This window comes from Shimazuella sp. NTD250 (genome assembly GCF_059510375.1).
In genome coordinates, this window is sequence record NZ_JCAJZS010000001.1 from 51,772 (window position 1) to 77,084 (window position 25,313).

General features: G+C 36.8%; 33 protein-coding genes, 1 tRNA gene and 1 other RNA gene. 3 read left to right on the plus strand and 32 right to left on the minus strand.

What is annotated here, in order from left to right; genetic code table 11:
- Positions 1–78 precede the first annotated feature (78 nt).
- The 13 genes from AC5WOF_RS00270 to AC5WOF_RS00330 form a co-directional block, all read right to left on the minus strand.
- Positions 79–798: a gamma-glutamyl-gamma-aminobutyrate hydrolase family protein gene (locus tag AC5WOF_RS00270; protein ID WP_496047950.1), complete on the minus strand. Its 720-nt coding sequence runs from the start codon at positions 796–798 to the stop codon at positions 79–81.
- 80 nt (positions 799–878) lie between these two features.
- The gene (locus AC5WOF_RS00275) at positions 879–1,100 is read right to left on the minus strand and encodes a DUF378 domain-containing protein (RefSeq protein ID WP_496047951.1); all 222 of its coding nucleotides are present in this window, start codon (positions 1,098–1,100) and stop codon (positions 879–881) included.
- A gap of 139 nt (positions 1,101–1,239) precedes the next feature.
- Positions 1,240–2,340, minus strand: coding sequence for a flavodoxin-dependent (E)-4-hydroxy-3-methylbut-2-enyl-diphosphate synthase (gene ispG / locus AC5WOF_RS00280; protein ID WP_496047952.1), 1,101 nt, complete (start codon positions 2,338–2,340; stop codon positions 1,240–1,242).
- 263 nt (positions 2,341–2,603) lie between these two features.
- Positions 2,604–2,780 (minus strand): YqzE family protein, encoded by a 177-nt coding sequence (locus AC5WOF_RS00285; protein ID WP_496047953.1) that lies wholly within the window; start codon positions 2,778–2,780, stop codon positions 2,604–2,606.
- 13 nt (positions 2,781–2,793) lie between these two features.
- On the minus strand, positions 2,794–3,327 hold the full coding sequence (locus AC5WOF_RS00290) for a shikimate kinase (protein ID WP_496047954.1): 534 nt from the start codon (positions 3,325–3,327) through the stop codon (positions 2,794–2,796).
- 26 nt (positions 3,328–3,353) lie between these two features.
- Complete coding sequence (locus tag AC5WOF_RS00295; protein ID WP_496047955.1) at positions 3,354–3,728, minus strand: hypothetical protein; 375 nt, start codon at positions 3,726–3,728, stop codon at positions 3,354–3,356.
- A complete protein-coding gene (locus tag AC5WOF_RS00300) occupies positions 3,721–4,227 on the minus strand; it encodes a competence type IV pilus minor pilin ComGF (protein WP_496047956.1) in 507 nt (168 codons plus the stop codon). The genes AC5WOF_RS00295 and AC5WOF_RS00300 overlap by 8 nt, the downstream gene beginning before the upstream one ends.
- Positions 4,164–4,508: a PilW family protein gene (locus AC5WOF_RS00305; RefSeq protein ID WP_496047957.1), complete on the minus strand. Its 345-nt coding sequence runs from the start codon at positions 4,506–4,508 to the stop codon at positions 4,164–4,166. The genes AC5WOF_RS00300 and AC5WOF_RS00305 overlap by 64 nt, the downstream gene beginning before the upstream one ends.
- A complete protein-coding gene (locus AC5WOF_RS00310) occupies positions 4,501–4,941 on the minus strand; it encodes a prepilin-type N-terminal cleavage/methylation domain-containing protein (protein WP_496047958.1) in 441 nt (146 codons plus the stop codon). Before AC5WOF_RS00310 ends, AC5WOF_RS00305 begins: the two co-directional genes overlap by 8 nt.
- The gene (locus AC5WOF_RS00315) at positions 4,932–5,243 is read right to left on the minus strand and encodes a competence type IV pilus major pilin ComGC (RefSeq protein ID WP_496047959.1); all 312 of its coding nucleotides are present in this window, start codon (positions 5,241–5,243) and stop codon (positions 4,932–4,934) included. The genes AC5WOF_RS00310 and AC5WOF_RS00315 overlap by 10 nt, the downstream gene beginning before the upstream one ends.
- Before the next feature lie 9 nt (positions 5,244–5,252).
- On the minus strand, positions 5,253–6,260 hold the full coding sequence (locus tag AC5WOF_RS00320; RefSeq protein ID WP_496047960.1) for a type II secretion system F family protein: 1,008 nt from the start codon (positions 6,258–6,260) through the stop codon (positions 5,253–5,255).
- A complete protein-coding gene (locus AC5WOF_RS00325; protein WP_496047961.1) occupies positions 6,253–7,341 on the minus strand; it encodes a GspE/PulE family protein in 1,089 nt (362 codons plus the stop codon). The genes AC5WOF_RS00320 and AC5WOF_RS00325 overlap by 8 nt, the downstream gene beginning before the upstream one ends.
- Positions 7,342–7,462: 121 nt before the next feature.
- Positions 7,463–7,771 (minus strand): hypothetical protein, encoded by a 309-nt coding sequence (locus AC5WOF_RS00330; RefSeq protein WP_496047962.1) that lies wholly within the window; start codon positions 7,769–7,771, stop codon positions 7,463–7,465.
- A 296-nt stretch (positions 7,772–8,067) separates the two neighbouring features.
- On the opposite strand from AC5WOF_RS00330, the gene AC5WOF_RS00335 reads away from it, so the two are divergent.
- Together AC5WOF_RS00335 and AC5WOF_RS00340 are read left to right on the plus strand one after the other, a co-directional pair.
- A complete protein-coding gene (locus tag AC5WOF_RS00335; protein ID WP_496047963.1) occupies positions 8,068–9,381 on the plus strand; it encodes a helix-turn-helix domain-containing protein in 1,314 nt (437 codons plus the stop codon).
- A 199-nt stretch (positions 9,382–9,580) separates the two neighbouring features.
- Positions 9,581–9,655: transfer RNA gene (locus tag AC5WOF_RS00340), tRNA-Gln, on the plus strand.
- Between the two features lie 45 nt (positions 9,656–9,700).
- Here AC5WOF_RS00340 and AC5WOF_RS00345 read toward each other — a convergent pair.
- The 11 genes from AC5WOF_RS00345 to AC5WOF_RS00395 form a co-directional block, all read right to left on the minus strand.
- A complete protein-coding gene (locus tag AC5WOF_RS00345; RefSeq protein ID WP_496047964.1) occupies positions 9,701–10,363 on the minus strand; it encodes a TerC family protein in 663 nt (220 codons plus the stop codon).
- A 181-nt stretch (positions 10,364–10,544) separates the two neighbouring features.
- Positions 10,545–11,717, minus strand: a complete 1,173-nt coding sequence (thiI, locus tag AC5WOF_RS00350) for a tRNA uracil 4-sulfurtransferase ThiI (RefSeq protein ID WP_496047965.1) — start codon at positions 11,715–11,717, stop codon at positions 10,545–10,547.
- 7 nt (positions 11,718–11,724) lie between these two features.
- On the minus strand, positions 11,725–12,864 hold the full coding sequence (locus tag AC5WOF_RS00355; RefSeq protein WP_496047966.1) for a cysteine desulfurase family protein: 1,140 nt from the start codon (positions 12,862–12,864) through the stop codon (positions 11,725–11,727).
- Between the two features lie 167 nt (positions 12,865–13,031).
- The gene (gene msrA, locus AC5WOF_RS00360) at positions 13,032–13,502 is read right to left on the minus strand and encodes a peptide-methionine (S)-S-oxide reductase MsrA (RefSeq protein WP_496047967.1); all 471 of its coding nucleotides are present in this window, start codon (positions 13,500–13,502) and stop codon (positions 13,032–13,034) included.
- A 14-nt stretch (positions 13,503–13,516) separates the two neighbouring features.
- Positions 13,517–14,014 carry a DUF6042 family protein gene (locus AC5WOF_RS00365; RefSeq protein ID WP_496047968.1) on the minus strand — a complete coding sequence of 166 codons (498 nt, stop codon included), beginning with the start codon at positions 14,012–14,014 and terminating at the stop codon, positions 13,517–13,519.
- Between the two features lie 49 nt (positions 14,015–14,063).
- Positions 14,064–14,300 (minus strand): PGPGW domain-containing protein, encoded by a 237-nt coding sequence (locus tag AC5WOF_RS00370; RefSeq protein ID WP_496047969.1) that lies wholly within the window; start codon positions 14,298–14,300, stop codon positions 14,064–14,066.
- Positions 14,297–14,926, minus strand: coding sequence for an O-methyltransferase (locus AC5WOF_RS00375; RefSeq protein ID WP_496047970.1), 630 nt, complete (start codon positions 14,924–14,926; stop codon positions 14,297–14,299). Before AC5WOF_RS00375 ends, AC5WOF_RS00370 begins: the two co-directional genes overlap by 4 nt.
- Before the next feature lie 117 nt (positions 14,927–15,043).
- Positions 15,044–15,361, minus strand: a complete 318-nt coding sequence (locus AC5WOF_RS00380; protein ID WP_496047971.1) for a DUF4190 domain-containing protein — start codon at positions 15,359–15,361, stop codon at positions 15,044–15,046.
- 87 nt (positions 15,362–15,448) lie between these two features.
- Complete coding sequence (locus tag AC5WOF_RS00385; RefSeq protein WP_496047972.1) at positions 15,449–15,721, minus strand: DivIVA domain-containing protein; 273 nt, start codon at positions 15,719–15,721, stop codon at positions 15,449–15,451.
- 202 nt (positions 15,722–15,923) lie between these two features.
- Positions 15,924–16,361: a YhcN/YlaJ family sporulation lipoprotein gene (locus AC5WOF_RS00390; protein ID WP_496047973.1), complete on the minus strand. Its 438-nt coding sequence runs from the start codon at positions 16,359–16,361 to the stop codon at positions 15,924–15,926.
- Positions 16,362–16,367: 6 nt separating this feature from the next.
- The gene (locus tag AC5WOF_RS00395) at positions 16,368–17,057 is read right to left on the minus strand and encodes a zinc metallopeptidase (protein ID WP_496047974.1); all 690 of its coding nucleotides are present in this window, start codon (positions 17,055–17,057) and stop codon (positions 16,368–16,370) included.
- Positions 17,058–17,235: 178 nt separating this feature from the next.
- Between AC5WOF_RS00395 and ftsW the strand changes: the two genes are divergently transcribed.
- The gene (ftsW, locus tag AC5WOF_RS00400; protein WP_496047975.1) at positions 17,236–18,351 is read left to right on the plus strand and encodes a putative lipid II flippase FtsW; all 1,116 of its coding nucleotides are present in this window, start codon (positions 17,236–17,238) and stop codon (positions 18,349–18,351) included.
- A 63-nt stretch (positions 18,352–18,414) separates the two neighbouring features.
- On the opposite strand, the gene AC5WOF_RS00405 is transcribed toward ftsW, so the two are convergent.
- From AC5WOF_RS00405 to AC5WOF_RS00440, 8 genes are all read right to left on the minus strand, one after another.
- Positions 18,415–19,029, minus strand: coding sequence for a DedA family protein (locus AC5WOF_RS00405; protein ID WP_496047976.1), 615 nt, complete (start codon positions 19,027–19,029; stop codon positions 18,415–18,417).
- Between the two features lie 129 nt (positions 19,030–19,158).
- Positions 19,159–20,226, minus strand: coding sequence for a M42 family metallopeptidase (locus tag AC5WOF_RS00410; protein WP_496047977.1), 1,068 nt, complete (start codon positions 20,224–20,226; stop codon positions 19,159–19,161).
- Positions 20,227–20,228: 2 nt separating this feature from the next.
- Positions 20,229–20,516 (minus strand): hypothetical protein, encoded by a 288-nt coding sequence (locus tag AC5WOF_RS00415; RefSeq protein ID WP_496047978.1) that lies wholly within the window; start codon positions 20,514–20,516, stop codon positions 20,229–20,231.
- Positions 20,517–20,648: 132 nt separating this feature from the next.
- Positions 20,649–21,065: RNase P RNA component class A (gene rnpB / locus AC5WOF_RS00420), an RNA gene on the minus strand.
- 97 nt (positions 21,066–21,162) lie between these two features.
- Complete coding sequence (locus AC5WOF_RS00425) at positions 21,163–22,266, minus strand: Nif3-like dinuclear metal center hexameric protein (protein WP_496047979.1); 1,104 nt, start codon at positions 22,264–22,266, stop codon at positions 21,163–21,165.
- Positions 22,239–22,970, minus strand: coding sequence for a tRNA (adenine(22)-N(1))-methyltransferase (locus tag AC5WOF_RS00430; RefSeq protein ID WP_496047980.1), 732 nt, complete (start codon positions 22,968–22,970; stop codon positions 22,239–22,241). Before AC5WOF_RS00430 ends, AC5WOF_RS00425 begins: the two co-directional genes overlap by 28 nt.
- An 83-nt stretch (positions 22,971–23,053) precedes the next feature.
- Entirely contained in the window at positions 23,054–24,466 is a 1,413-nt protein-coding gene (locus AC5WOF_RS00435) for a M1 family metallopeptidase (RefSeq protein ID WP_496047981.1), read from the minus strand.
- A 223-nt stretch (positions 24,467–24,689) separates the two neighbouring features.
- Positions 24,690–25,274: a GNAT family N-acetyltransferase gene (locus AC5WOF_RS00440; protein WP_496047982.1), complete on the minus strand. Its 585-nt coding sequence runs from the start codon at positions 25,272–25,274 to the stop codon at positions 24,690–24,692.
- Positions 25,275–25,313 lie beyond the last annotated feature (39 nt).

A 25,313-nucleotide genomic window follows, 5' to 3' on the forward strand; every position in this document is an offset into this window, starting at 1 on the left:
GGTGATCAGATGGTAACCATCCAAAAATTAACAGAAGATACTTTCTTCACGCTTTTAAACCATATAATCTGTAAATTTTTAATGATATTTTTCTGCTAAATTACATGCATTTATAAAAGAAGAAAATAGTTTCATCGCATGCTTATCTTGCAAGATTGACATCCCTTCAGGATGCCATTGTACACCTAGCAAAAAAGGATGACTGATACTTTCAATAGCTTCTACTACACCATCAGCAGCAAAAGCACTGATGATTAATGGAGGACATACATTTTTAACAGATTGATGATGATAGGAATTTACTCGAATCTTCTTTTCCCCCATAATGTCAAAAAGCAGGCTTTCTTTTTTAATGTCAATCGAATGAGTTGGATAACCACGTGGTGCATGTTGGTCATGGTTTAGTGCCGGGGTTATTTGTGAAGGTATATCTTGGTAAAGATCTCCTCCTAAGGCGATATTCATTAGTTGGCATCCTCTGCAAATAGCTAAAATAGGTTTATTTTGCTGTATGAATAATTCAAAAACTTTCAATTCGATTTCGTCTCGTTCAGGAATGATTACACCTAGATTTAGCGAAGGTTCTTCACCATAGTAAAACGGATCTACATCTTTCCCACCAGTAAGAAGTAACCCTGAACATTGTTCGACCATTTTTTGTATCATGATTGGGTCCCGTAAAAATGGAATAAGTAATGGGATTCCACCAGCTTGTATAACGGATTGAACGTAATCATGATTGATAAAAAATTTTTGATCATCTTGATCAATTGTAATTCCAATTATGGGGTACAACATGATCTCTCCTTTGCTACATAAAAATCTTATATATCTTATGCAACAAAAAACTCCAGCTCTATATGAACTGGAGTTTGAAATTATTCCCTTACGTCCCTTGCATGTGAACGATCTTCAAACAGATATTTGATCGCATAAATACCTGATAACCCGACAATGGTGTAAATGATTCGACTAAGTAAAGATGATTCGCGGATTGCATCTCCACCAAAAATAGCAGATACAAGATCCCATTGAAATAAGCCAACAAGTAACCAATTCAGAGCGCCAATTATCACTAATGTAAGAGCAACTTTACCCACAATTTTGGTCCTCCTTCAACAGATTGTTTCTGTTAGTATGGTACTTAATTATCTTTTTCATACAGAACCATCTAGGAGGGCTATTGACTTTTGATCCCACAAAAAAGGTAAGTACGATGGATGTACTTACCTTTTTTTCTCAGGAAGAGCGTATATTAGTAGAATTTTCTTTCTGCTTATATTCTTCGGCTAATTTATCGATTTCCTTTTTCAACTCTTCTACCATTTGAGCTTCTGGGATTTTACGGATAATTTCTCCGTGACGGAAGAGTAATCCCTCGCCTCTTGCTCCCGCAATACCAATATCTGCTTCTTTTGCTTCTCCGGGACCATTTACAGCACAGCCTAGCACACTTACTTTGATTGGTGCTTTAATGGTGGAGATATAATCTTCAATTTCATTGGCAATCGAAATTAAATCTATTTCAATTCTTCCACAGGTAGGACAAGAAATTAAAGTAGCAGCATTTGCAGCTAATCCAAATGTTTTTAACAGTTCTCTGGCTACTTTTACTTCTTCAACGGGGTCCGCACTAAGTGAAATACGCAAAGTCGAACCTATCCCTTGAGCAAGGATTGCCCCTAATCCTGCTGCACTTTTGACTGTACCAGAAAATAATGTTCCAGACTCTGTAATACCAAGGTGCAATGGATAGTCAAATGCAGCTGATGCTTTCTGATAGGCTTCAATAGCCAAACGAACATCAGATGCTTTGAGGGAAACAATAATATCATGGAAATCGAGCTCTTCCAGTATACCAATATGGTACAAAGCACTTTCTACCATACCATCAGCAGTAGGATAACCATACTTTTCTAGAATTCTCTTTTCCAATGAACCAGCATTAACCCCAATACGAATAGGAATTCCACGCTCTTTAGCAGCTTTGACAACTGCTTCTACTTTTTCACGTCGCCCAATATTTCCAGGATTGATACGAATTTTATCAATTCCACCCTCAATTGCTTTTAATGCTAAACGGTAATCAAAATGAATATCTGCTACTAATGGAACCGTAATCCGCTTTTTAATCTCTGGAATAGCTTCAGCAGCCCGCATATCCGGAACAGCTACTCGTACTATTTGGCAACCTGCTTCGGTAAGTCTATTGATTTCCGCTACTGTAGCTTTCACATCATGAGTTTTTGTCGTGGCCATACTTTGAATAACAACTTGATCATTGCCACCTATTTGGAGATTTCCTACTTTTACTGGTCTTGTTTTCGTACGATGAATCATGAGCACTCGCTCCTTAAGAAGTTAAATCTTAATAGGAAGATATATTTCCCTCAAACCGCTACACTCAGATGGGTAAATTTCTCAACACAAAAAATACATACTTTCATCTTCACAACAGAAATATTAACAGATGGAAGTTTTCTACAAGTTCAGTTTAACATTATATCATATTCGGGCAAACCAAAAAGGGGCTTATGCCCCTTTTTAACGGATAATTTAATTTATCCTCTAATCCCAACACAAACGTTAAATACAAAAAAATGTTATCTTTTCCGTACTTTTTTCGCAGCTATCTTCATCGACATGGGAATCATACCAAACCAGCGATACGCCCATGGTTCTCTTCTTGCATACTTCATCGCTTTTCTATCTTTTTTTGGTGTTTCCATAAACCACACCATTTTTTCAATAACATAGGTAATCCAATCTTTAAAAGACATTATTCCCACCTCGTTAATTAGCATCACCGCTTTTCGCGAGATTAAACCAAATATCCATGATTTCCCGAGCAATCTGTTTAATTGATTTATGGTTCGTATCGATTTGAAAATCTGCAAATTGATACAAAGGTCCTCTGGTTTGATACAACTGGTGTACCTTTTCCTCTAAAGATCCTCCTTGCAATAATGGACGAGTGGTGTCCTCTTTCAAACGCCGAATAATCTCTTGTGGATCAGCATCCAGTGCAAAAACCCACCCATACTTATGCATCGTAATTCGGTTTTCAGCACGTAATACAATTCCACCTCCTGTTGTAATAATACTTGAACGTGTATTTTGTACATATTGTTCAAGAATACCTGTTTCTACATTTCGAAAAGTCATTTCTCCATAATTAGCAAAAATTTCTGGGATAGTGCAGCCTCTATCTCGCTGAATCATATCATCTGTATCAATATGCTCCATTTTGGTCAAAGCTGCGATCTGCTGTCCAATAGTTGATTTTCCTGTACCCATAAATCCAACAAGAATGAGATGTTTTTTCATAGTAAAAACTATTATAACGAACATTGTCATTCTAACCAATACAAGATATACATCGTTTTTTTATCTATCTCCACTGTTTTGGTCTGTTGAATGTTGTCTTTCCCTTTGGCTACAGCTTGAATGAAGATACTCTCAGGTATTGATTCCCAGACAGAAATATTTACCGTATACTCCCCATACTTCTTTTGTTCTGTACGATAATCATCTGGTCTATTTTGTAGTTCCTGTTGTCTTTCCGCTATTCCACTTTCAGCAGCATACCCAGCTTGGATCATTTTTAATCTTAGCAGGTCTTGCTTCTTCCATTTGCTCCATTCCATAGAAGCAAATAAAAACAAACTAGACATCAAAGCAATTAATACCATGACAACAGGAAGAATAAAGCCCTTTTCTTCATTCATTTATACGCCCCCAAATATAGGCAGATCCTGTGAACGTAGCATTATGATTTGAGAGGATAACTGTCATTTTCACTCCATTTTGTAAATTCTGATAATAAACTCGTTTTACTTGATATAACAAAATGGTATTTCCACGATAAGAGGCAGATGAAGATTCTTTTACACTCCGCACTAATTGATCTTGTTTCCAGCGATAACGTACCCGTAACCCATCTTTCATGATCATCTCTAATTGATTTTGATCGATTAAGAATTTGACACCATTGGCTTCATCCTGCTGCAATTGCAAAGAAAAACGATCAAATTGACTAAATAATGCATAAGTTGCAAGCTGAGAATGAATACTGTTGAAGACTTGGTAGAATAATCCAAAGAATAGTGGAAATATAGTAGTAGCGATCGCAAAAGACAAAATCATTTCAATATAAGTAAATCCTAATTCTGAAATCGAAGAGTCTCGAGTTTTACCATACGGCTTATTCCCTGTTGATTTTTCCATTTGACAAGTATCTTTAGATTCCATAATCGTTGTGAGTAAGTCACCTCTTCCTGTATGGTATATGCTCTCATTTTCCATGTTTTTTTACGAATCTGTAACCTGCTAAGCCTTTCTTCCAATAATTCTTGAGCTACTATTCTGGCTTGGTTTTCTAGCATGCGATCATGGAAAAACATCTTCCCAGTTAAGTATAATGGCACAACAAAACCAATTAGCGTAGTCCCTACCATCAATGCAACAAGTGTCTCTACAAGAGTAAATCCTTTTTCCCTTTTATACATGAAAGATTACTTTTGTTGTGCCACTGGCTACTTGGATCACAACATCCATCCAGTTTTTTTCATTTTTCTTTAAGTGGATCGTTCCTCCTCGGACTTGCCCAGTCCTTCGAAATAAGACTCGATTCTCCTTGAAATTACTGGATATTTTCAGATCATCGGGTAATATCGTTTTATGTTGTGTTTTCCCATCTACCCATGTAGTTATTGTCCTATTGGAAAACAAAACAGATACTTCTGTTTCTCTCGCCATAGCAGTTAGTTGTGCATCTTCTAATTGTGAAATAATTTGATATCGAAGTTGAAGATACGTAGCTTTAGCTACCAAAGCAGATAAATTTGGTACTGCTAATGAGATGAACATCCCCATAATACTTAACGTACACAGCAACTCAACCAAAGTATAGCCGGCCTCTTTCCTATTTTTTACTTGCATACGACTTGAATTTCTCCCGATTTTGATACTAGTTTGTACTTCCCAGCATCTCCTGGACAGTCTGGGATGGTACGAAGATATTTTTGAGAAACTAAATCTTGGATAGTTTTAGGATAGATACCATGATCCAAGTAGTAATTATCTACCTGCATACCAATCATTCGTCGATTTGCTCTATCTGCCTGTACATTTGCCTTTTTGCTGGCTTCTATAAAATTGGGCAGCGCGATTGCAATGATAATGCCAATAATAAATAAAACAACTAACATCTCGACTAATGTAAAACCCTTTTCCTTTTTCATTTTTTCCTCCTATTGAACTGCCTGGATGAGACCGAACATTGGCAAAAATAATGAGATGACTACAACTGCCATAATTAATCCAATAGAAAGTGTTAAAATTGGTTCTAAATAAGCCATCCATCTTTCTAATCTTTCTGTTAACCACTCTTCGGTAGTAGTAGATAGTTGTACTAACATCTCCCCTAATTTTCCAGTCTCTTCTCCCAAAATAAGTGTCTGAGAAAAGACAGGAAGCAGAGTAGATGATTTTTCTTGGACAATATTGCTTAAAGTAGCACCATGGATAAGTTTTCGTTTCGTACTTTCTAAATACTTACATAAATCAGGCCAAGGCGTTACCTGCTCGAGTAATGAAATAGCAGATAGCATAGGTACCCCTGCTGTCATAAATGAACCTAACTGCAAAGATAAATATTGCGTATACCTATACCGATAATAAATAGTGATTATGGGAATCCGCTTCATAACATGTTGAAATCTCGGATTTCTTCTTCCCCAAATACAAAAAAGCAAAAGAATAAACCCAGATATAAAAATATATGGAAATATTCGCGATAGGGTAAAAATCAACTTAGTAGTATACGGTAACTCCAATGAAAATGATTGAAATAACTCAGAAAAAACAGGCAAGATCACCGTGGATAAAAAAATTAACCCTATACTTAAAGAACAAAGAATAAAGAACGGATAGAAAGTAACTTGTTTTAACTTACGAAACCATTTGGATCTCGATAAATAATATCGATGACACTGATTTAGAGCAAAAAGAACATCACCATGATGTTCAGCTGCCTTCACGAAAGCGCAAAAAATTGCTGGAAACCCGATTGCTTGTAAAGAAGCAGAGAAACTCTCTCCTTTTTGAATCATTTGAATAAGTAAGTTACCATCTCTCTTTGGAATAATTTGCTCTGAAGTAATCATTTGAACACTTTCTACGAGGGAAATACCATTTTCCAACATTGTTTTTAAATGGTAACTAAACATCGCAATTTTCTCGTCTCTCCATTTATCCACTTTTCATCACATCCAATGCCAAATAGTTAAGTTCCTCTTCTGTTGTTAATCCATAATCATATTTTTTACGCAGTGCATGTTCCAGCATGTGCACACCTTTCCTTTGAAAATGTTGTCTAATCTGGCCAACTGAAGGTTCTTTCATTATTAAACTCTGCACGGATTCATCTAAATACAGCACTTCAAAAATTCCTGATCGATTATAGTAACCACTCATTTTACAGCGAGGACACCCCTTCCCCCTACACTTCGTACAAGATAATCGAATCAACCGTTGAGCAATTACTCCACTGAGTGCAGAGGCCACAAGGTAAGCTGGTATTCCCATATCAATCAATCGAGTGATGACACTTGATCCATCCGTTGTATGTAAAGATGTAAGGACAAGATGCCCTGTCAGTGCTGCTTCAATTGCAATTTCCGCAGACTCTTGATCACGTATTTCCCCAATCATCATGACATCCGGGTCTTGCCGCAATATTGCTCGTAATCCTTTAGCGAAAGTAAAACCAATCTTGTGATGTACCTGAACTTGATTAATACCAGATAGTTGTATCTCAATTGGATCTTCAAGAGTGATAATATTTCGCTGATGATGATCGAGTAAACGAAGTAATGTATAAAGTGTTGTTGTTTTCCCAGCACCTGTCGGACCAGTAACAACTATCAATCCTGTTCTTTTTAATAAATCCGATACTCGAGTGACTTCTTCAAGTTCCATGCCGAGATGTGTTAAGTTACTAACTGCTAATTGACTGGGCAATAAACGCAATACTAACTTTTCACCGTATAGAACAGGGATCGTAGCTAAACGAACTTCTATCTTTTTTTCTCCCATTTCAACCGTCATTGCTCCATCCTGTGGGAGCCTCCTTTCTCCAATATCTAGTTGCCCCATTACTTTCAGACGAGAAATGACTGCGTTTGCCTCTTCAAGCGGTAAACGGTTTGTCTCTACTAAGTAACCGTCAATACGTTGACGGATAATCAGATTCTCACAACTTGGCTCTATATGAATATCACTAGCTCGATTAGATGTTGCCTCAAAAAATAAATTGTTAACAAACGCAATGACATCCAAAATATCACCTCCAAACAGAACGTATATACCTATTTCGACTTATACATCCCTTAAACCTCTTAATTTGTCAAAAAAAGTATTTTTTAGTCAAAAATAAAAAGGCCTGAATTTCGGCCCCTGATTACGCAAATATGTCGTAGTTTTTACCATAGATACAAGTCGTTTCATCATCTACTTGGATTACCTGTCCATCGAGCAAATCAATATTAATTTCTTTACCATCAGTAGTAGTAAGGGAAACAGTCAATGATCTACGAATTTTAGGTTTAAGTAATGAAGATAAAAACTCGAATTGTGTTGTCATTTCTTCTTCCACGGATACTGTACCTAATTCTGAATCCAACATAATTTTGTAATAGGGTTGTGCCGAAAAATGCTTCATAAAAGCTTGTAGTTGATCCTTTTTTCCTGATACTCTCAACGTCAACATAGTAAGTGACACTCCTTATTTTTTAAATCATCGGAATAGTAAACTTTATCCGTAACTTTCTTTCCCATAATTAAGTATAAAGCCCAATAACTCGGTACTCAATCATTATTAAAATCTATTTTCATCTGTATATTCGCTAATAATTTACAATTTTTCGCTCAAAAACACACAAAAAGAGACAATTTAATATTTTCCATAATAATGACAGAAAAATCCAAGTTTCGGAGAAGGAAAACAGGATTTGACATCGAATCTTTGAACAAACAAAATAACATCTATAGGCAGGGATCAACCAGATGGATCGATATAATTCGCTAGACTTCGGCAAAATTGTCCGTAAACTGAGAACATCTCGCGGTCTCCCTATGAAATTTTTTGAAGATAAAGAGATTTCCCAAGGTACGATTAGTAAAATCGAAAGAGGTGATCCAACAGTCAGCAAACACAAGCGGTTTTACTACTTAGAAAAATTAGGTTACAGTACAGAAAAACTGCAAGAGTTGCTGGAAGAAGAAAATAATATCGCCCAAGTTGAACATCTTCAATTAAAGTCAATAGAAACCATTATTGATTTGGTTGGTGCAAAAGAAGGCTTAAAACAGCTGAAAGCATCAGGATTACATGAAAAAATTCACGTCAAACCAATGGTCAACTTCTTAAGAGGTAAGATTTATTATCAAAAAAAATCTTATGATAAAGCCAAAAATGTTCTACTTGAAGCAATCAAGTTAATTGATCGAAATCTAGGAGTTTGGGAATCTACCAATTTAAAATCATCCTGTTTTGGAGAACTTGCACGTATCTTTTTCCAAGAAAAAAATTATGATGAGACCATTGCCTATAATCAGCGAGGAATTGATTCTTTTGTAGAGCAGGGCACAAGAAAATACACCAAAGCTATTTTGCTTTCCAATCACTCTCTCTACTTGTTAAGACAAGATAAATTGGAAGAAAGTTTGGAAATGGTCAAAAATTGCAAACATAACCTTGGATCGCAGGAAACGGGGCTAAGTTTTATTTACCCTTATAACGTGGAAGTAAATGCTTTAATTGAAAACAAATGCTACACTCAAGCAATTCAAAGTGCTGAGATAGGTATTGAGATTGCTCGTATCAGTCAGAGTTACGATCGATCATTCCAGCTTTGGAGTAGCTTAGGCGATATATTTTTTGAACAGGAAGAATTTTCTGTTGCACTTATCTGCTACCAAACTGCTCTACGGTTAAAACCAAGAGTAAGTTACGAAAACTGGTTTACTTATATTCGCTTACAACTAGGACTTATTTATCTCCAAATGAAAGAACATTCAAAGGCTGAGTCTCATTTGATAGAAGCCGTTAAAACCTCCGATGGGAGTCGGATGGATCAAATATATGATGCATACAATGCATTAGGTGATCTATATCTTTCATTAGATTTTACGGAGAAAGCTGTTCTATCTCTACAAAAAGCACTGCACATTGCTCAAGATCACAAACTGTATAAACAAGAAAGAGATTCACTCACCAAACTGTGCCAATGTCAGACTTACTTGGATGGTGAGCAATATCAAAACTATGTTAACAGCTTGGTATCTGTGAGTATCCAACTCCAAAGAGGAGGTGATTAATATGCGAAAAACAACAAGCGAGCCAATCCACACTTAAATGGAACTATTTTTTGTAAGTTAAAATTGCTATTATTTGAGCTAGCCGTAAGGGGCTAGCTTTATTTTATGCCTGATTAAAAAAATAGTAAACTTAAATAAAAAACTTTTTTTATAACAAAATGCATAAAAAAACGCATCTATCTCATACTAGTTTTAGTGATGGGGAGTGGCCAAGTGGTAAGGCAACGGACTTTGATTCCGTGATGCGTAGGTTCGAATCCTGCTTCCCCAGCCATTCGCATAAATTATAAAAGGCGTTTTCCTCAAAAGGAGCGCCTATTTATTTTTTCACATGAGGAACCAGTTTTGGAACTGAAGACAGTAAGATGAGAATAGCAGTTGCGTATGGCAAGATTTCCAGAAATTCAATATCCCTCACATATTGAAATACCCAAGGGTCATGAATAATTAGGTCTCCTGCAATATAGCCGAGTACTGCCCCCCCGATATATAAAATAAAAGGGAATCTCGCGATAAATCGAGCAACAAATCCACTTCCCCACATCAGGAGCGGAATACTGAGTGCTAAGCCAAATAGCACTAACCACACATTTCCATGGGCAGCACCAGCTACTGCCATCACATTATCCAGACTCATCACAACATCCGCTACAATAATGGTCTTAATCGCACTGCGAAAAGTACCCCCAGCTTCTACATGCGTCATATCATGATTATCACCAACCACTAATTTACCTGCGATAAAAAATAACAACAATCCTCCAGCTGTCATTAAAAAAGGAATGTGCAACAAATAAGCTGCTATGGTTGTAAGAGACGCACGCAATATAACAGCAATACCAGAACCAATTAATATCGCACGTTTGCGTTGTTCTTTTGGTAATCTCCTTGCTGCCATACCTATTACAACAGCATTATCTCCACTTAACAGGAGATCGGAGAGGACAATGGTAAACATACTAATCCAAAATGTAGATTCCATCTATTTCTTCCTTTCCCCAGTTTGTCCTCTTGGACAATTTATGTAAAATACTCAAGTGGTATAACCAATAATGAAAACTTCCAACTTAAGCAAATCATTTAAACTTCGTTCAACAAAAAAAGAAAACTGCACATCATACAGCTTTCCCTTCTCCTCGCTACTTCATAGCTGGAAATTCCCCTTAAGTTTTTAATCGAAAATCAATGCATTCTATACCTTCCACTGCTTCGTTTACCAGTGATTCCACATCTAGTTTCTTTTCTTCACGATTACATACTTTGATTGTCGGCTTTGTTTTTGGCTGCTCTGGTACAAATACTGTACAACAATCTTCATAGGGTAGAATAGAAGTTTCATATGTACCAATGTTATTGGCAATTTTCATGATTTCCGTTTTATCCATGCTGATCAAGGGTCGCAAAACCGGCATACTTGTCACATCATTTATTGCTTGAAGACTTTCTAATGTCTGGCTTGCAACTTGTCCAAGAGATTCACCAGTTATAAGTGCTTTTAAATCAAATTTTTCCGCAACTTGCTCAGCAATCCGTATCATCATACGTCGCATAATAGTGATGCTGTAATTATCGTAACAATGTTTTCGAATTTCTGTCTGAACATTGGTAAAAGGAACTACATACAGTCGTATTCTCCCTCCAAAACGTGTCAAGATTTTGGATAAATCTAATACTTTTTGTTTTGCTCGTTCACTAGTAAATGGATAACTATGGAAATGGATAGCATGTAGTTCCACCCCACGCTTCAAAGCTAAATAACCTGCTACAGGACTATCAATACCACCAGATAGTAATAATAATACTTTTCCACTAGTACCTACTGGTAATCCCCCAGCTCCTACAGTTTCTTTTCCATAAATATAAGTTCCTTTGATGCGAACTTCTATTTTTATTTCTAATTCTGGGTTATGAACATCTACTTTTGCCTGTGGCAGTTTATCCAAAATATATTGTCCAACACGTGGATTGATCTCACTAGAACGTATTGGAAACCGTTTGTTTGCTCGTCTGCTCTCTATCTTAAACGTTGAAATTCCTGGATAAGAAGCAAAGACATTAGCAGCAGTCTTCTCTATTTCTTCGATTTGAGAATGTATGCGAATAGCTGGACTAAAACTGACAATTCCAAAAATATCTTTTAGTGTCTCGATAATGGGAGGTGCAGAATGATTACCAAGTTCCACAAAAATACGGCCATGTTCCCGTGTTACATGAACGCCTTCAAAATTTGTTAATTTTTCTCTAATGTTCTGAACAAGACGATCTTCAAATAACTTTTGATTTCTGCCTTTAAGCGAAATTTCACCATATCGTATTAAAATAACATTCCAATTCATGAATCATCTACACCTTTATCCATTGTTGTAAAGTAGGTATGACATTTGCGACTGCTTCCTTGCAAACTTCTATATCTCGGGGCGTTGTTAGCATTCCCATACTGATCCGTATTCCGCTTATTGCTTCCGGCTTTTTTTTACCCATGGCAAGAAGTACACGACTAGGAGTTTCTTTTTTGGAAGAACAAGCAGATTTACTCGAAACATATAGCCCTTTTTCTTCGAGTGCCCTAACCAGTACTTCTGATTTTATTCCTGGACTGGAAAAATTCAAAATATACGGGACTCCTTTAGTTCCATTTAAAACAATCCCATTTAAATTGGATAAAACAGAAAGCAAATCATTTTTCCAATTTTTCGCTTGTTGATAAAAAACATCCCTCTTGTGTAAAGCAATTTCTAAAGCTTTCCCCATTCCTACAATCAATGGAACAGCAAGCGTACCCGACCGGAATCCTTGTTCTTGTCCGCCGCCAATCAGTAACGGCTGGATCAATTTATTTTTTTTCAAATATAAAGCTCCAATACCTTTAGGTCCATGGAATTTATGTGCAGATAAAGAGAGCAAGTCAATCTTCATCTTATTAACATCAATAGGTAACTTAGCGAAAGATTGAACAGCATCCACATGAAAAAATAATTTTGGATAGGAAGCTAGTAATTGTCCAATTTCCTCTAAAGATTGAATAGAGCCTATTTCATTATTCACATGCATAATCGATACCAATATGGTTTTATCGCTGAGGGAAGCTTTTAGTTCTTCCAACGATATTTCACCTGATTCGTTTACAGAAAGATACGTTACGGAGTATCCTTGCTTTTCTAAGTCACGAAAAACTTCATAAACAGAATCATGCTCTATTTTGGTTGTGATAATATGCCTTCCTCTATTTTGATAGGCTTTTGCAACTCCCTGAATTGCAAGATTGTTTGCTTCTGTTCCTCCAGAAGTAAACACGATTTCTGAAGGAATAGCATTTAGCTCATTCGCGATCAAATGACGAGCGTATTCAACTATTTTTTCTGCTTCAAACCCAAGTCCATGTAGAGATGCAGGATTGGCATAAGTATGTTCCATCACTTGGCTCATCATTTCGATAACTTCTTTAAATGGCTTAGTAGTAGCACTGTTATCAAGATAATGCATGAAAACGAATCCTTCCCAAAAAATATGATAAATCTTATCTTATCAGATAAGGATAAAAAAACAAAAAATGATTGTGTTATATGAAAGAAAACTTGCCTGCTGGCAAGTCCTAACGTTTCAAATAAAAGCCTAATCTCTGTAAGAAAAAAAGGCGATTTTCACTCGCCTTAGATATGACAAGAGTCTTTTCCTCGCTTTTGCAAATACTTTTGATGATACTCTTCAGCAGGATAATAAGACTTTGCAACTGTAATTTCTGTTACGATTGGTTTGGAGAACTTCCCAGATTGATCGAGTTCTTTCTTCACCTGTTCTGCCTGATGTTTTTGTTCTTCAGAATGATAAAAAATAGCTGAACGATATTGAGTACCTAAATCGGGACCTTGACGGTTTAATGTAGTAGGATTATGGTTTTCGAAAAATATTTTTAGCAATTCTTGATAAGAAACTTCACTTGGGTCAAAATCGATATCGACCACTTCAGCATGACCAGTCTTATCAGTACAAACATCCTCATAAGTAGGATTTTCCTTTGTTCCACCTGTATATCCTACTGAAGTACTATTAACACCAGGTATTTTACGAAAAAGCTCTTCTACTCCCCAAAAACATCCTGCACCAAAAGTTGCTTTAGCCATGAATTAAATCCTCCTTATGAGAGTCGGTAAAACTCTTTTTGTTTCATTGCTTGATCATTTTCTTCAGGTGTTAGTAACAAAGACTCTTCTGGACGTGGAAAAGGCTTTAAAATCAAATCTAAATAAGTTTTTTCTCGATGATTTACCTCAATTAAAATACCGATATCAATTAATAACTGAATCATTTCCTTTACTGTCGTTGGATAAGTCAAATCAGAACGAATTAATATAGATTCACACCATTGTTCACGAAGCAACAAGTGATGATATATTTGTTTTTTTTGTGCTTCAGCCAATGGAAAGGGTTGAATAGCTAGCTTTTCTGCCTCTTGTTCCATATATAAAAATATTTCTGATTTGGAGTATCCTTGATAAATAAAAGCAACAACACTCAGCACAACTGAATTCATTCCCTGTGGCAGATAGAGGTTCCAACCAAACTCAAAAAATACTGCTGGTACTTGAATATATTCTGCTGACCAGCCCGTACTGAGAATTGTCTGAATGCGCATCTTTTTCCCCTTTGCAGCGCTATTCTTCATCTTGTACTCTGTTACAATCTTAATTTCTTCGCCATTTAGAAACCAATTTATCCGCTTTCGACGCTAGCTTTGGAAAGCGAAGCCGGAGTTTGTGAAGCCACCTTCTTGCCCATGGTGTTGTTTTGGATAACATCACTAAACCGATTAGAAAAAAGAACCATCCTTGCATAATAGGTAGTATTGCACCAATCACACCTAGAATTAAAAAAAAATATCCACCAACAGTTATCATAACTTGTTTTGTAGATCGATTCATTGGACTATGGCCACCCCTAACCCATCTCCGACAGGTAACAACATCGATTCTAAGCGAGAATGACTTGCTAACATCTCTGTTACTTTTCGAACAGCAGTTGGAGCTGGATGTTGATCTTCTTCATCAAGAACTCGACCACCCAAAAACAAATTATCAAGAACAATTACAGTACCATGTAGAGATAACTGCATAACTTGTTCCAAATATGTTGGATAATTCACTTTATCTGCATCAAGAAATATAAAATCGAACTTCTTTTCTTCTTGAATTAATTTTGCTAATTGTAAGGAAGCATCGCCTATTAAAGTCGTTACACAATCAAGAAGTCCCGCCTTATTTAGATGGTCCTTGGCCAATTTAGCATGTTCTTCTTTAAGTTCGATTGTAGTACAATGTCCGTCTTCATTCAAACCTCGTAATAAGCATATGGTACTGTACCCTGCCAATGTTCCTACTTCCAATATTTGTTTTGCACCAGTCATCCGCACCATCATTGTCAACCACTTACCAACTTCAGATGGTACAGAAATAAGGGGCAGTCCTAATGAAGTTAAACGTGAACCAATTGATGCTAAAACATCATCTTCGTTAACAAATAGATCACGGATATACTTGGTTTGATCCATTAGATGCTCCTTAGAGATTACAATTTTAAATCTTGATACTAGAACCTCCATACCGTTTCCCTATTATATACTAGATTATTTAGAGTGGAAAGAAAAGCCTCTCAAATAGAGAGGCTGCTAAAAAATAGCTAGTATTGGAAAAGCAAGTATCCGGATGAGGAGAACAAAAGCACCAATTCCTACTGCCCACCAGCCAGTAGCACTACCTCTTTGTCCACCAACTATTCCCAGTATAATTCCCAAAGTAGATAAGACAAATGGATACAGAAAGAATGCTAGTATTGACAGGATCAATGCTGTTACACCAATCCCTGTACCATGTACTTCTCTTTCTTCTCTGTGTGCATCAACAGGATTTACACCAGTTGGAGTTAATTCAGCAGCAGTTTCTGTGTCTTGGTGTTTCTTATTTCGCTTCTTTTTCTCTTTGGTCATAATAACCCTCCTGATCCTTATGGAAACTATCCTTAGTTTCTATAGATCAGGATAAAATCATACATATTTTATGTTGTTATCTATTACCTACCGCATGACTTTCTCAATTCGTTCTAATCTTGTCAAAATTTCATTTATTACAGCGTCATACTCGCTCATATTAGGTATGGCTTTCTGTCTAGCTGTATTATGTTTCTTCGATGTTGTTAGTTGTTCCTTTAGATACTCGTTTTCTTTGAGTATTTCTTCATAGTTTCGGATAACAAGGTCAAGAAATTCATTTACTTCATTTACATCATACCCACGCATCGATTGTTTAAAGTCTTTGTTAAAAATCTCCATCGGTGTTAAACGTTTCACTATCCAGACACTCCTATCAACATCAACGTTTCATTTTTTTATTATATACGAATTCTTTGGTTATCGTAAAGTAAACTTGTCAATTGAAAAGCTTTACAATGCTGAATCGACAAACATGACTGTTTTTTTCCTGTAATTAAGGTTATTCCTATTACTTTTTGAATCATAAAAAAAGATGGCTTAGGAGACCATCTTGTGTATTTTATTTTTTGCGTTGTTCTACCATTTTACGAAAGCTGGGGTTATCTGAAACATAAACTTTTTCAACAGCTGCATCCATATCTTTCACAAGTGCAGGAATACCAACCCTCAAATGACCTAATGTAGACATCTTGGAATTCGGTGTTACAGCAACATAAGCTCTATTTTTAATGATAACAACTGAAACAGACTGCAATTGAGGATATACCTTTAAAACTTTTTTAGCTATTTCATTTTCAATCCTTACACCTGTGGAAGGTGTTTTGCGTGTAACAAAATTGGCATTTTTGGTATACAGCGAATTTGTGCGATCTATATTCGTTTGATATCTTGTAGGCAACATATTTTGCTCTTGTACAGGTGATTGAGAATGATATCTCACACATCCCATCACACCTATAGCTAAGATTACTAGAAAACCATATAAAAATTGCCGCATAACCCATCACCTCTCGTTATTTTGAGATAAAACATACAAAAGAATAAATCGAGCTAGCTCAATAATAGCTACTAACGCACTTGCAACATAAGTAAAAGCCGCAGCATTTAATACTTTTTGAACTCCTGCTTCTTCTTCTCTTGCAATGATGCCTTCCGAGAAAATTATATGTTTGGCTCTTGAACTAGCATTGAACTCCACTGGTAATGTCACAAGATGAAACAATACTGTTACTAAATAAAACAAAATACCGACTAGAATTAGATTGGATAATTGCAGAAAAAAACCGATAAGTAATAAAATCGGAGCTGCACCAGAAGTGAAATTTAAAAAGGGTACCAACCGATGTCGAATAACGAGAGCTCGATAACCTTCCTGATGTTGCAAAGCATGTCCACATTCATGTGCTGCAACCGAGATCGCAGCAACCGATGATTTGTCATATACCGCTTCCGAAAGTCGTATTTTTTTGCTCGTTGGGTCATAGTGATCACTAAAACTACCTCGAATAGGCTCAATTTGGACATGTTGGAGTCCGTTTCGATCTAATATATGCCTGGCAACCTCTAAGCCCGTATAACCAGACCTAGCGGCTACTTGTGACCAGCGCTGAAAAGCACTTTTCACTTTAATTTGAGCATAAATAGTGATCAAAACCGCAACAAGCATGACAAAAATGTCCAATACAAAAAACATATCCTACCCCTACTTTCTCTTTCTATCTTGTGCAGGTGAAGGATTTTTATGCCCTATGGAAAATATGGGTTATATAGAGATTTTACTTAACGGATTAACCTCACTTTAAGCAAAAAACTAGAGCTTTGGTTTTACATTTGATAAGATATCCAAGAAGATGCAAATGAGGAGTTTTTCAATGCAACGAACAAAGCCAGACTTCTGGCTTATCCTATTGACGTTTATTCTAGTTGGATATGGTCTTGTGATGGTCTTTAGTACAAGCTATTATAAAGGAATTTTGGATTACCAAAACGCCTACTACTTTTTCAACAAACAATTCATTTTTGCTGGAATTGGATTAGTTCTTTTTTTTATCTTTTCCAATATTCCTTACCATTGGTATCGGAAGCATGTAGGAAAGCTATTATTGGTGTCTTTGTTTATGCTAATATTTGTTTTGCTATTTGCCAGCGAGACTAATGGTGCAAGAAGATGGATCAGCATTGGATCGTTTACATTCCAACCCTCTGAATTTGTAAAGATTGTAATGATCTTATATACGTCATCCATCATGGTGAAAAAACAAGAGGTATTAGACAGTTTTAAGAAAACAATCCTTCCTCCACTTACCATCATCACTATTTTTTGTGGGTTTTTGGTAATACAACCTCACTATAGTGCAACAATCATTATTTTTAGCACGTGTATGATCATCATTTTTTGTGGCGGAGCTAAACTTAGGCAACTTTTCCTGCTTGCAAGTGCGGGGATACCCATTCTTGTTGCTGTTCTCTTCTTAGATCAATATCGTGTTAATCGAGTAATGGCTCTTTTTAATCCATTTAGTGATCCCCAGAATCATGGTTACCAAGTTATTTATTCATTGTACGCTATTGGACCAGGGGGCATAACAGGCGTAGGTCTTGGTAACAGTATTCAAAAAATGGCATATCTACCCGAAGCACATACAGATTTTATTTTTTCCATTATTGCGGAGGAACTTGGGTTTATTGGAGCTGGAACATTAATTGTTTTATTTGGTATATATGTCATCCGAGGAATACGGATCGCATCCCGTGCACAAGATCTTTTTGGTACCTTGCTCAGTATTGGTATTGTCAGTCTTTTTGCTATACAAGTGATTTTCAACCTCGGTGTAGTCACAGCATTGTTGCCCGTTACAGGTGTTCCACTACCTTTTATTAGCTATGGCGGTTCATCCTTAATGTTTCAACTGATTGCAACTGGAATCTTACTCAATATATCTCGGTACCAAAACATTCGAAAAAAAATAATCACGAAGGAAAAATAAAAAACCTGCTATTCTCAGTGGATAGCAGGTTTGTTTTGTTTAATGGAGATAACAAGCATTTATCTAGGATGATTTTTTATTGACAGAACGGTTTTGACTCCAAAAATAGTAACCAAATGAAATGGCAGCTAGTGGTACTATGATGTAGAGTGCCTTCGTACCAAAACGATGAATATATTCAAATAACATTTCCCAATTGGAACCGAGTACATGGCCTAAACCGATGAAAGTTGCACACCAGACAATTGCTCCTATATATGCAAATAAGGCAAATCTCGTGATAGACATACAAGAAATTCCCGCAAGATAAGCTGTTACATGACGAACTCCTGGAATAAAATAACCAACAGAAAGAAGAGCACTTCCATATTTACGAAACAACAACTGGGAAATCCGCAATCTTCTTCTCGTGATAAAAATTTTGCTCCCATATTTCCGTAAAAAAGGATATCCAAACTTTCTGCCTAGAATATAGCTGATTGTAATACCTGTTGCGGAGCCTAAAAGAGCGCTGAGGAAAGTATAGATAAGATGCAGCTGTCCGATGGAAGAGAGGTATCCTAAAAAAGTCATCATAATCTCATCGGGTAGAGGTAATCCAACGATACCTAGTACAAAAAAAAGAAAAACTCCTATATATCCATAGTGTTGTAAAAACTCAACCAACCATTGATCCATGGTACAACCCCGTTTAACAATGCTTTATTAGCTAAAATATACAATACCACAAATAATGCAGTTGCACAAAATAATAAAGAAAACTTGCCGACTGACAAGTTTCATTTACCATATCCTCTACCCATTATTTTAATGCAAGAAAGATATAAGCTCTCTGTATTTTTTCTCATCGATCTTTTGAATTACTTTTACCATTAATTCCACTACATTTTCAACATCTTTTTTGCTCACCATCGAAACATGGCTATGAATATAACGAGCTGCAACCCCAACTACTAAAGAAGGAACCCCACGTTGATTCATATGAAATCTTCCTGCATCTGTTCCCCCACCAAGCATGGTTTCCGATTGAATAGGGATATTATTTTCTGAAGCTGTATCCAATACTAAATCACGCAAACCAATATTAGGTACCATAGTGGCATCTAAAAAAGTAATAACCGGTCCTTCACCCATTTTAGGATGCAACAAATTTTCCTGTCCCGGTGCATCTTCGGCTATCCCTACATCAATCGCAAAGGCGATGTCTGGGTCCACCGCATACGCTGCTGTTTGTGCCCCTCGAAGACCCACTTCTTCTTGCACAGTTGCACCTGCTATTACCGTATTGGGATGTTCCTCTATTTGTAATCTACGCAATACTTCTATTGCAACATAACAACCCATTCGGTTATCTAACGCTTTTGCTAATATCGTGTCTTGGTCTGGCAAAATTTCAAATGGACAGGTGGGAACAACTGGATCACCAACTCGGATTCCCCATTCTTTAACTTGACTATCACTGTGTGCTCCTATATCAATATACATTTCCTTCATCGGATAAACTTTATTTCGTTCCTCTACTGTTAAGACATGAGGCGCTTTAGAACCAATAACTCCTGTAAATTTACGATTTCCAGACAAGACGATCACACGTTGGGATAAAAGAACTTGGCTCCACCAGCCACCTAAAGGTGTAAAGCGCAAATAACCGCTTTTTGTAATCTCTGAAACCATAAAACCAACTTCATCCAGATGACCTGCTAACAGAATACGAGGTTTATCTGCTATGCCTTTTTTTTCACCAAAAATACTGCCTAAACCATCTCCTACAATATGGACATCAAACTGTTGCAGTTCATCTCTTACTATATCTCGCACTTCATGTTCATACCCAGAAACACCATTTGCTTCTGTTAATCGTTGTAACAATCGCATGTTTACTCTCCTTTGAATCCGATGTATATTTCCTGTCTAAAATTATCAGATGCATCCGCAATTGCTAACTGATTTTCAAGTTGATTAATGATCTGCGTATAATATTGCGATGCTTCTGTAGTTTGACCCATTTGAATCAGATCATGATAAGCTCGGTAACTTTCTCGTAATAGTTTGAATTGCCTACAAAACTCTTCCTTCGTCATCATACCAGGCCTTTCATCACCTTCTTCATCATAATATGTCTTATAACGATTCAGATAAGCTTCGTATGTAGAAAATGCCTCCATATAAGTACCTACCTTTTTTATATAGGATAAGCATTTCTATACCATTTATACGAATAAAAAAGACTAGTCCGAAGAACTAGTCTCTGCTTTGTATTTTCATATTAAAAAGACGCCCAGCGTCTAAAACAAGCAAGTAGGAAGCAACCAATAAGCCGAGTTCTGTTCTCCAAGTGGTAATCGATAGCTTGTCATATCTCCCACAAAATGGAGCAGCAATCATCTGTCTAGGCCAAGTATTGCTACTTAACTCCAGCGACCTACCCTGAATCACTGCGGGCAACAGCTGTATCCAAAGATACGGATTCTCTATCAGGTCTTGCACCAGGTGGGGTTTACCTAGCCAGCATGTTCCCATGCTGCTGGTGCGCTCTTACCGCACCGTTGCATCCTTGCCTGTGAGGTTTCCCTCCATCGGCGGTCTTCATTTCTGTGGCACTAGCCTTAGGGTTGCCCCCACCGGCCGTTAGCCGGCACCCTGCCCTATGGAGCTCGGACTTTCCTCCCGTGGCACCTTTCGGTTATCCACCGGCGATTGCTTTGTTTACTTCCATGAAATAAGATAATAACAGAAGTACTAAACTTAATCAATAGCAAAATATAACTTTGAAACAGATTTTATTCATTGCCTGTTTGATGGGAAACAAGTTTATAGTACTCGAAATGGATTTTGATCGACTTCAGAAGGAAAAACTTTTGCATCTCCTTCTAAGAGGTTTTTCAATTGACGACAAACATGCGGGACAACTCGCTGTTCTGTGGCATGCCCTATATCAACGAGAGAAATATTTTCTTCTAGTGCAAGTTTCGCAGTATGATAATCGATATCTCCTGTAAGGTAAACATCAGCCCCGTGTCTCTTTGCCTCCATTACATAACGGCTTCCAGCTCCACCAAGAAGAGCTATTCTTTTTACTTTTTCATTTCCGTTTCCAACAACATGAACATGATCCAATCGATACGCTTTTTTCAGATGCAGGACAAAATCTTCCAATGTCATTTCTCCCAAGAGGTTCCCAACTTTACCCATTCCATATGAAACACTTTGAGAAAGAGGATAAATATCATAGGCTACCTCTTCATAAGGATGAGCAGCAAATACTGCTTGAAGCACCCGATCTTCCAGCGATTTTGGCATTATGGTTTCCAATCGGTATTCGTCTACTTTGGATAACTCTCCTTGAATACCCGTGAAAGGAATGCTGTCTTTACCTGGTAAAAATGTTCCTGTTCCTTTTCCTGCAAATGTCCAATGACTATATCCTCCTATAGCTCCTGCTCCATTATTACCAATTGCAGTTCTCACTGTTTCCAGATGGCTGGAAGGTACAAAAACAACAAATTTTAATAATGGATCACTACCATGGATGAGAAATGTCTTCTTTTCCAGCAAACCTATCTCATCTGCTAATACATCATTTACGCCATCTTTTACCGTGTCTAGGTTGGTATGGGCTACATATACTTGAATCTGGTTTGTAATTAATTTTTCAATTAATTTTCCCCTCGGCTGATCCGTACGAACAGAATCAAGCGGCTGAAAAATAAGAGCGTGGTGCGTAAAAATCCAGTTGGCTCCTAAAGCAACTGCCTCATTGACAACTGCATCCGTTATTTCCAGTGTTACTAAAATACCAGTAACTTTACGCTCTAAATTTCCCAATTGGAATCCGATCCGATCTTTTTCTAATGCAAGATTAGGAGGTACCATCTGCTGAAAAACTTCTATAAGTTGATGTCCATCGATAGCCATTGTATCACCTGCTCTTTATCTTTAATTTCAGAATCGATCTCCTCCATTTTTTCTTTTACATCTTCTGACTTGGCATTATTGAGCTGCTTGCGAACTTCCAACTTTCTTTGCAATTCGAATTTTAATTTCGGAATCAGAAGGGTATGCTTTTTTCTCCATAATAGTGGTCCTATCTGAAAAAACCGCTCTTTTTGAAGTGGAAGCTGATGATATGCAGAAACAGATTCATTTTGTTCTGCAACTATAATCTCATAATAGATCCCATCTTCTACTACGATTTCTTCATCTACCAAATACCAATTATTTTGATCCAACCATTTTCGAATACGATTTTCACCAATATTGGGTTGAAGAATTAACCTGCTTACTCCATCTAACTTTTTTCGTCCTTTTTCTAGAATGCTGGTAATGAGAGAGCCACCCATACCAGCAATTACGATAACATCTACTTCTTCATGAATGACATCAAGGCCATCTCCTAACCTTACATCGATGACTTCTTGAAATCCATTTCTATGTACAAAATCAGTAGCATTTTTCATTGGCCCTAGGTTTAGTTCACCCGCTACCCCTCTGGCAATTTTATTGTGCTGTGCTAAAAAAACCAATAGTTTACCATGGTCCGCACCTATATCAGCAACTGTAGTATCAATAGGAACAAACTTAGCTACTTCCTTTAATCTTTTTGACAATTTTTCCTTCACATTTCCACCTGCCCTATTTCACCTCACTCTATTATATCTTACCCCAAAGAAAAAACGAGCAACATAAGTGCTCGTTTTCATGCTCATCCTTTGAAATACAACCATTTCTCAAAAAAAGGAGTTAAATTTTTCCCTGATACTTGATTTGCAATACGCAAAAAATCTGAGGTGGTTGCGATTTTAAACTGATATTGATGATAGTACGTATTTAAGATTTTCATGACTTTCTCTTCTCCTATTTCATCCATTAAAGCAAACATCATCGCTGCTGGACGTAAATAGACCATAATTCCATAGAGTTCGTCAGGATAATCGTACAAACGCTGAGCTGACGTAATTCCTGCTGATCGATGTATTTCATCTGATTTGATAGCAACTCTTTTTAACCAAGGTGCATCATCTTGCTTCATACGCTTTTGCATATAGAGAAACTCAGAAAAGGTAGTTAAACCTTCATCCAACCAAGGCTCCTTGGCTTGATTATTACCTACTACTCCATACCACCACTGGTGAGCTAATTCGTGGACTACTACATTTACTGCAGGGGAAATCCCATTTGATGTCGGAACTTTAGGAAGTGAAGTTACAAGACCTGGGTATTCCATTCCTGCAATGCCATATCCAGTTTCACCTAAGACTACATCTACTTCTTGGTATGGGTAATGGCCAAAACGATTTCCATAAAATTGCAATCCATCTACTGCAGCTTTCAATAGCGGCTCACTAACGTCTTTTGTAGTATTGGTATACCATAAATTCACTTTTGTGTTTCCCGATTTCTTGCTTATTACGTGATAGTCTTTGGTCAAAACCGCAACAAAATCTCTTACATTATACTGTTGTAAATGCACATTTTCCTTGGTTTGATGAATATCTTTCGCGGTTGAAATAACTTGATAACCTTTGGGCACATGGAATGTCACATCAAAATCAGACATCGTGCTATAAAACGGATCACCTGTTGTTGTATAAGGTTCTGTATGCCATCCATCTTTATCTTTAACAGCAAGCATTGGATACCATTGTGCCAGAAAAGCAGTATTTTTATATTTGTTTAATCGTGTACCTCCATGAGGTAAATAAAGCTCATAATCTAATTCTATTTTGGCACTTCTTCCTTTTTGTAATGGCTTAGGAAGTCTTACTTTCATTACCGTGTCGTTAATGTTAACACTCTGTTTTACACCATTCACTTTTACATGAGAAATGGCAATATGGCCTTCTTTTAATGGTTTGGCTTCTTTACCATATTTCCAATGCTGAAAAACATTTGGATACAAACGAAAATATACTTCGTTTTGAATTTCATTTCGAATTTCAGGCAATGTCACAGACATATGTCCTTTTACGATATCTTTTTTTTCTAAATAAGTAGCATCAATTTGATAGGTAGGCCTATTTGTCTTTGATTCTGTTGCAAACATTTGGTTTATATTACATAAAAAAGAAAGTACTATTGTTCCTAAAAGCACAGTAGCTAATAATTTACGTTTCATTTTTCCACTCCTCCACTGGTACCTAAAAATTAGGATTACCAAATAGAAGAAAAACATGTAGAAAACGAAACGCTTTTCCTGCGTATTTCTTATCTATTAATAATTATGTTATGAAATGACTTGATTTCAGCTACCTATTTATACAATTTTTTAATAATCTTATAATTAAAATAATTCCAAACAAAAAACAACATTCCTATACTGATATCTAGCTTTATTTTTATTATTTTTCACTCAGTTCTTTAAAATCAGTATCTGTTAACGCATAAACACATACATTTTCCAGCTGACCATCTACACCTAACTGATAATTTCGTAATATACCTTCCAATTGAAAGCCCAAACGTTCTGCAACTTTTCTACTTCTTACGTTTCTTTCATCACAGTTGATCTCGATTCGATTGGCATTTAAAATCTGAAAAGCAAAAACAGAAATCCCCCGAACAGATTCTGTAATATATCCTTTTCCAGTTAAGGATGTTCGACACCAATATCCAATTTCGAATTTTCGGGCAGACCAATCCATACGATGTAATCCACTGCTACCAATAAATTTTTTGGTATCTTTTTCAAACAGGTGAAAGCGTAAATCGGTCCGTTCTAAAAATTGGGCATGGGCTTTTCGAACATTCGCCTCTGTTTCCTCTTTTGATGGACAGGATTGTGCCCATGGCATCCACTCTTTCAACTCTGCCATCGATTCCATCATTGCTTCATGAACGACTTCTCCATCACCTGGTAGCGGCATTCGAATAAATAATCGCTCTGTCTCAAATGAATGGGGAAAATTTTCCAATATAGGTAACATCTCGATAACTTCTCTCCCTCATATGTGATTCTACATACA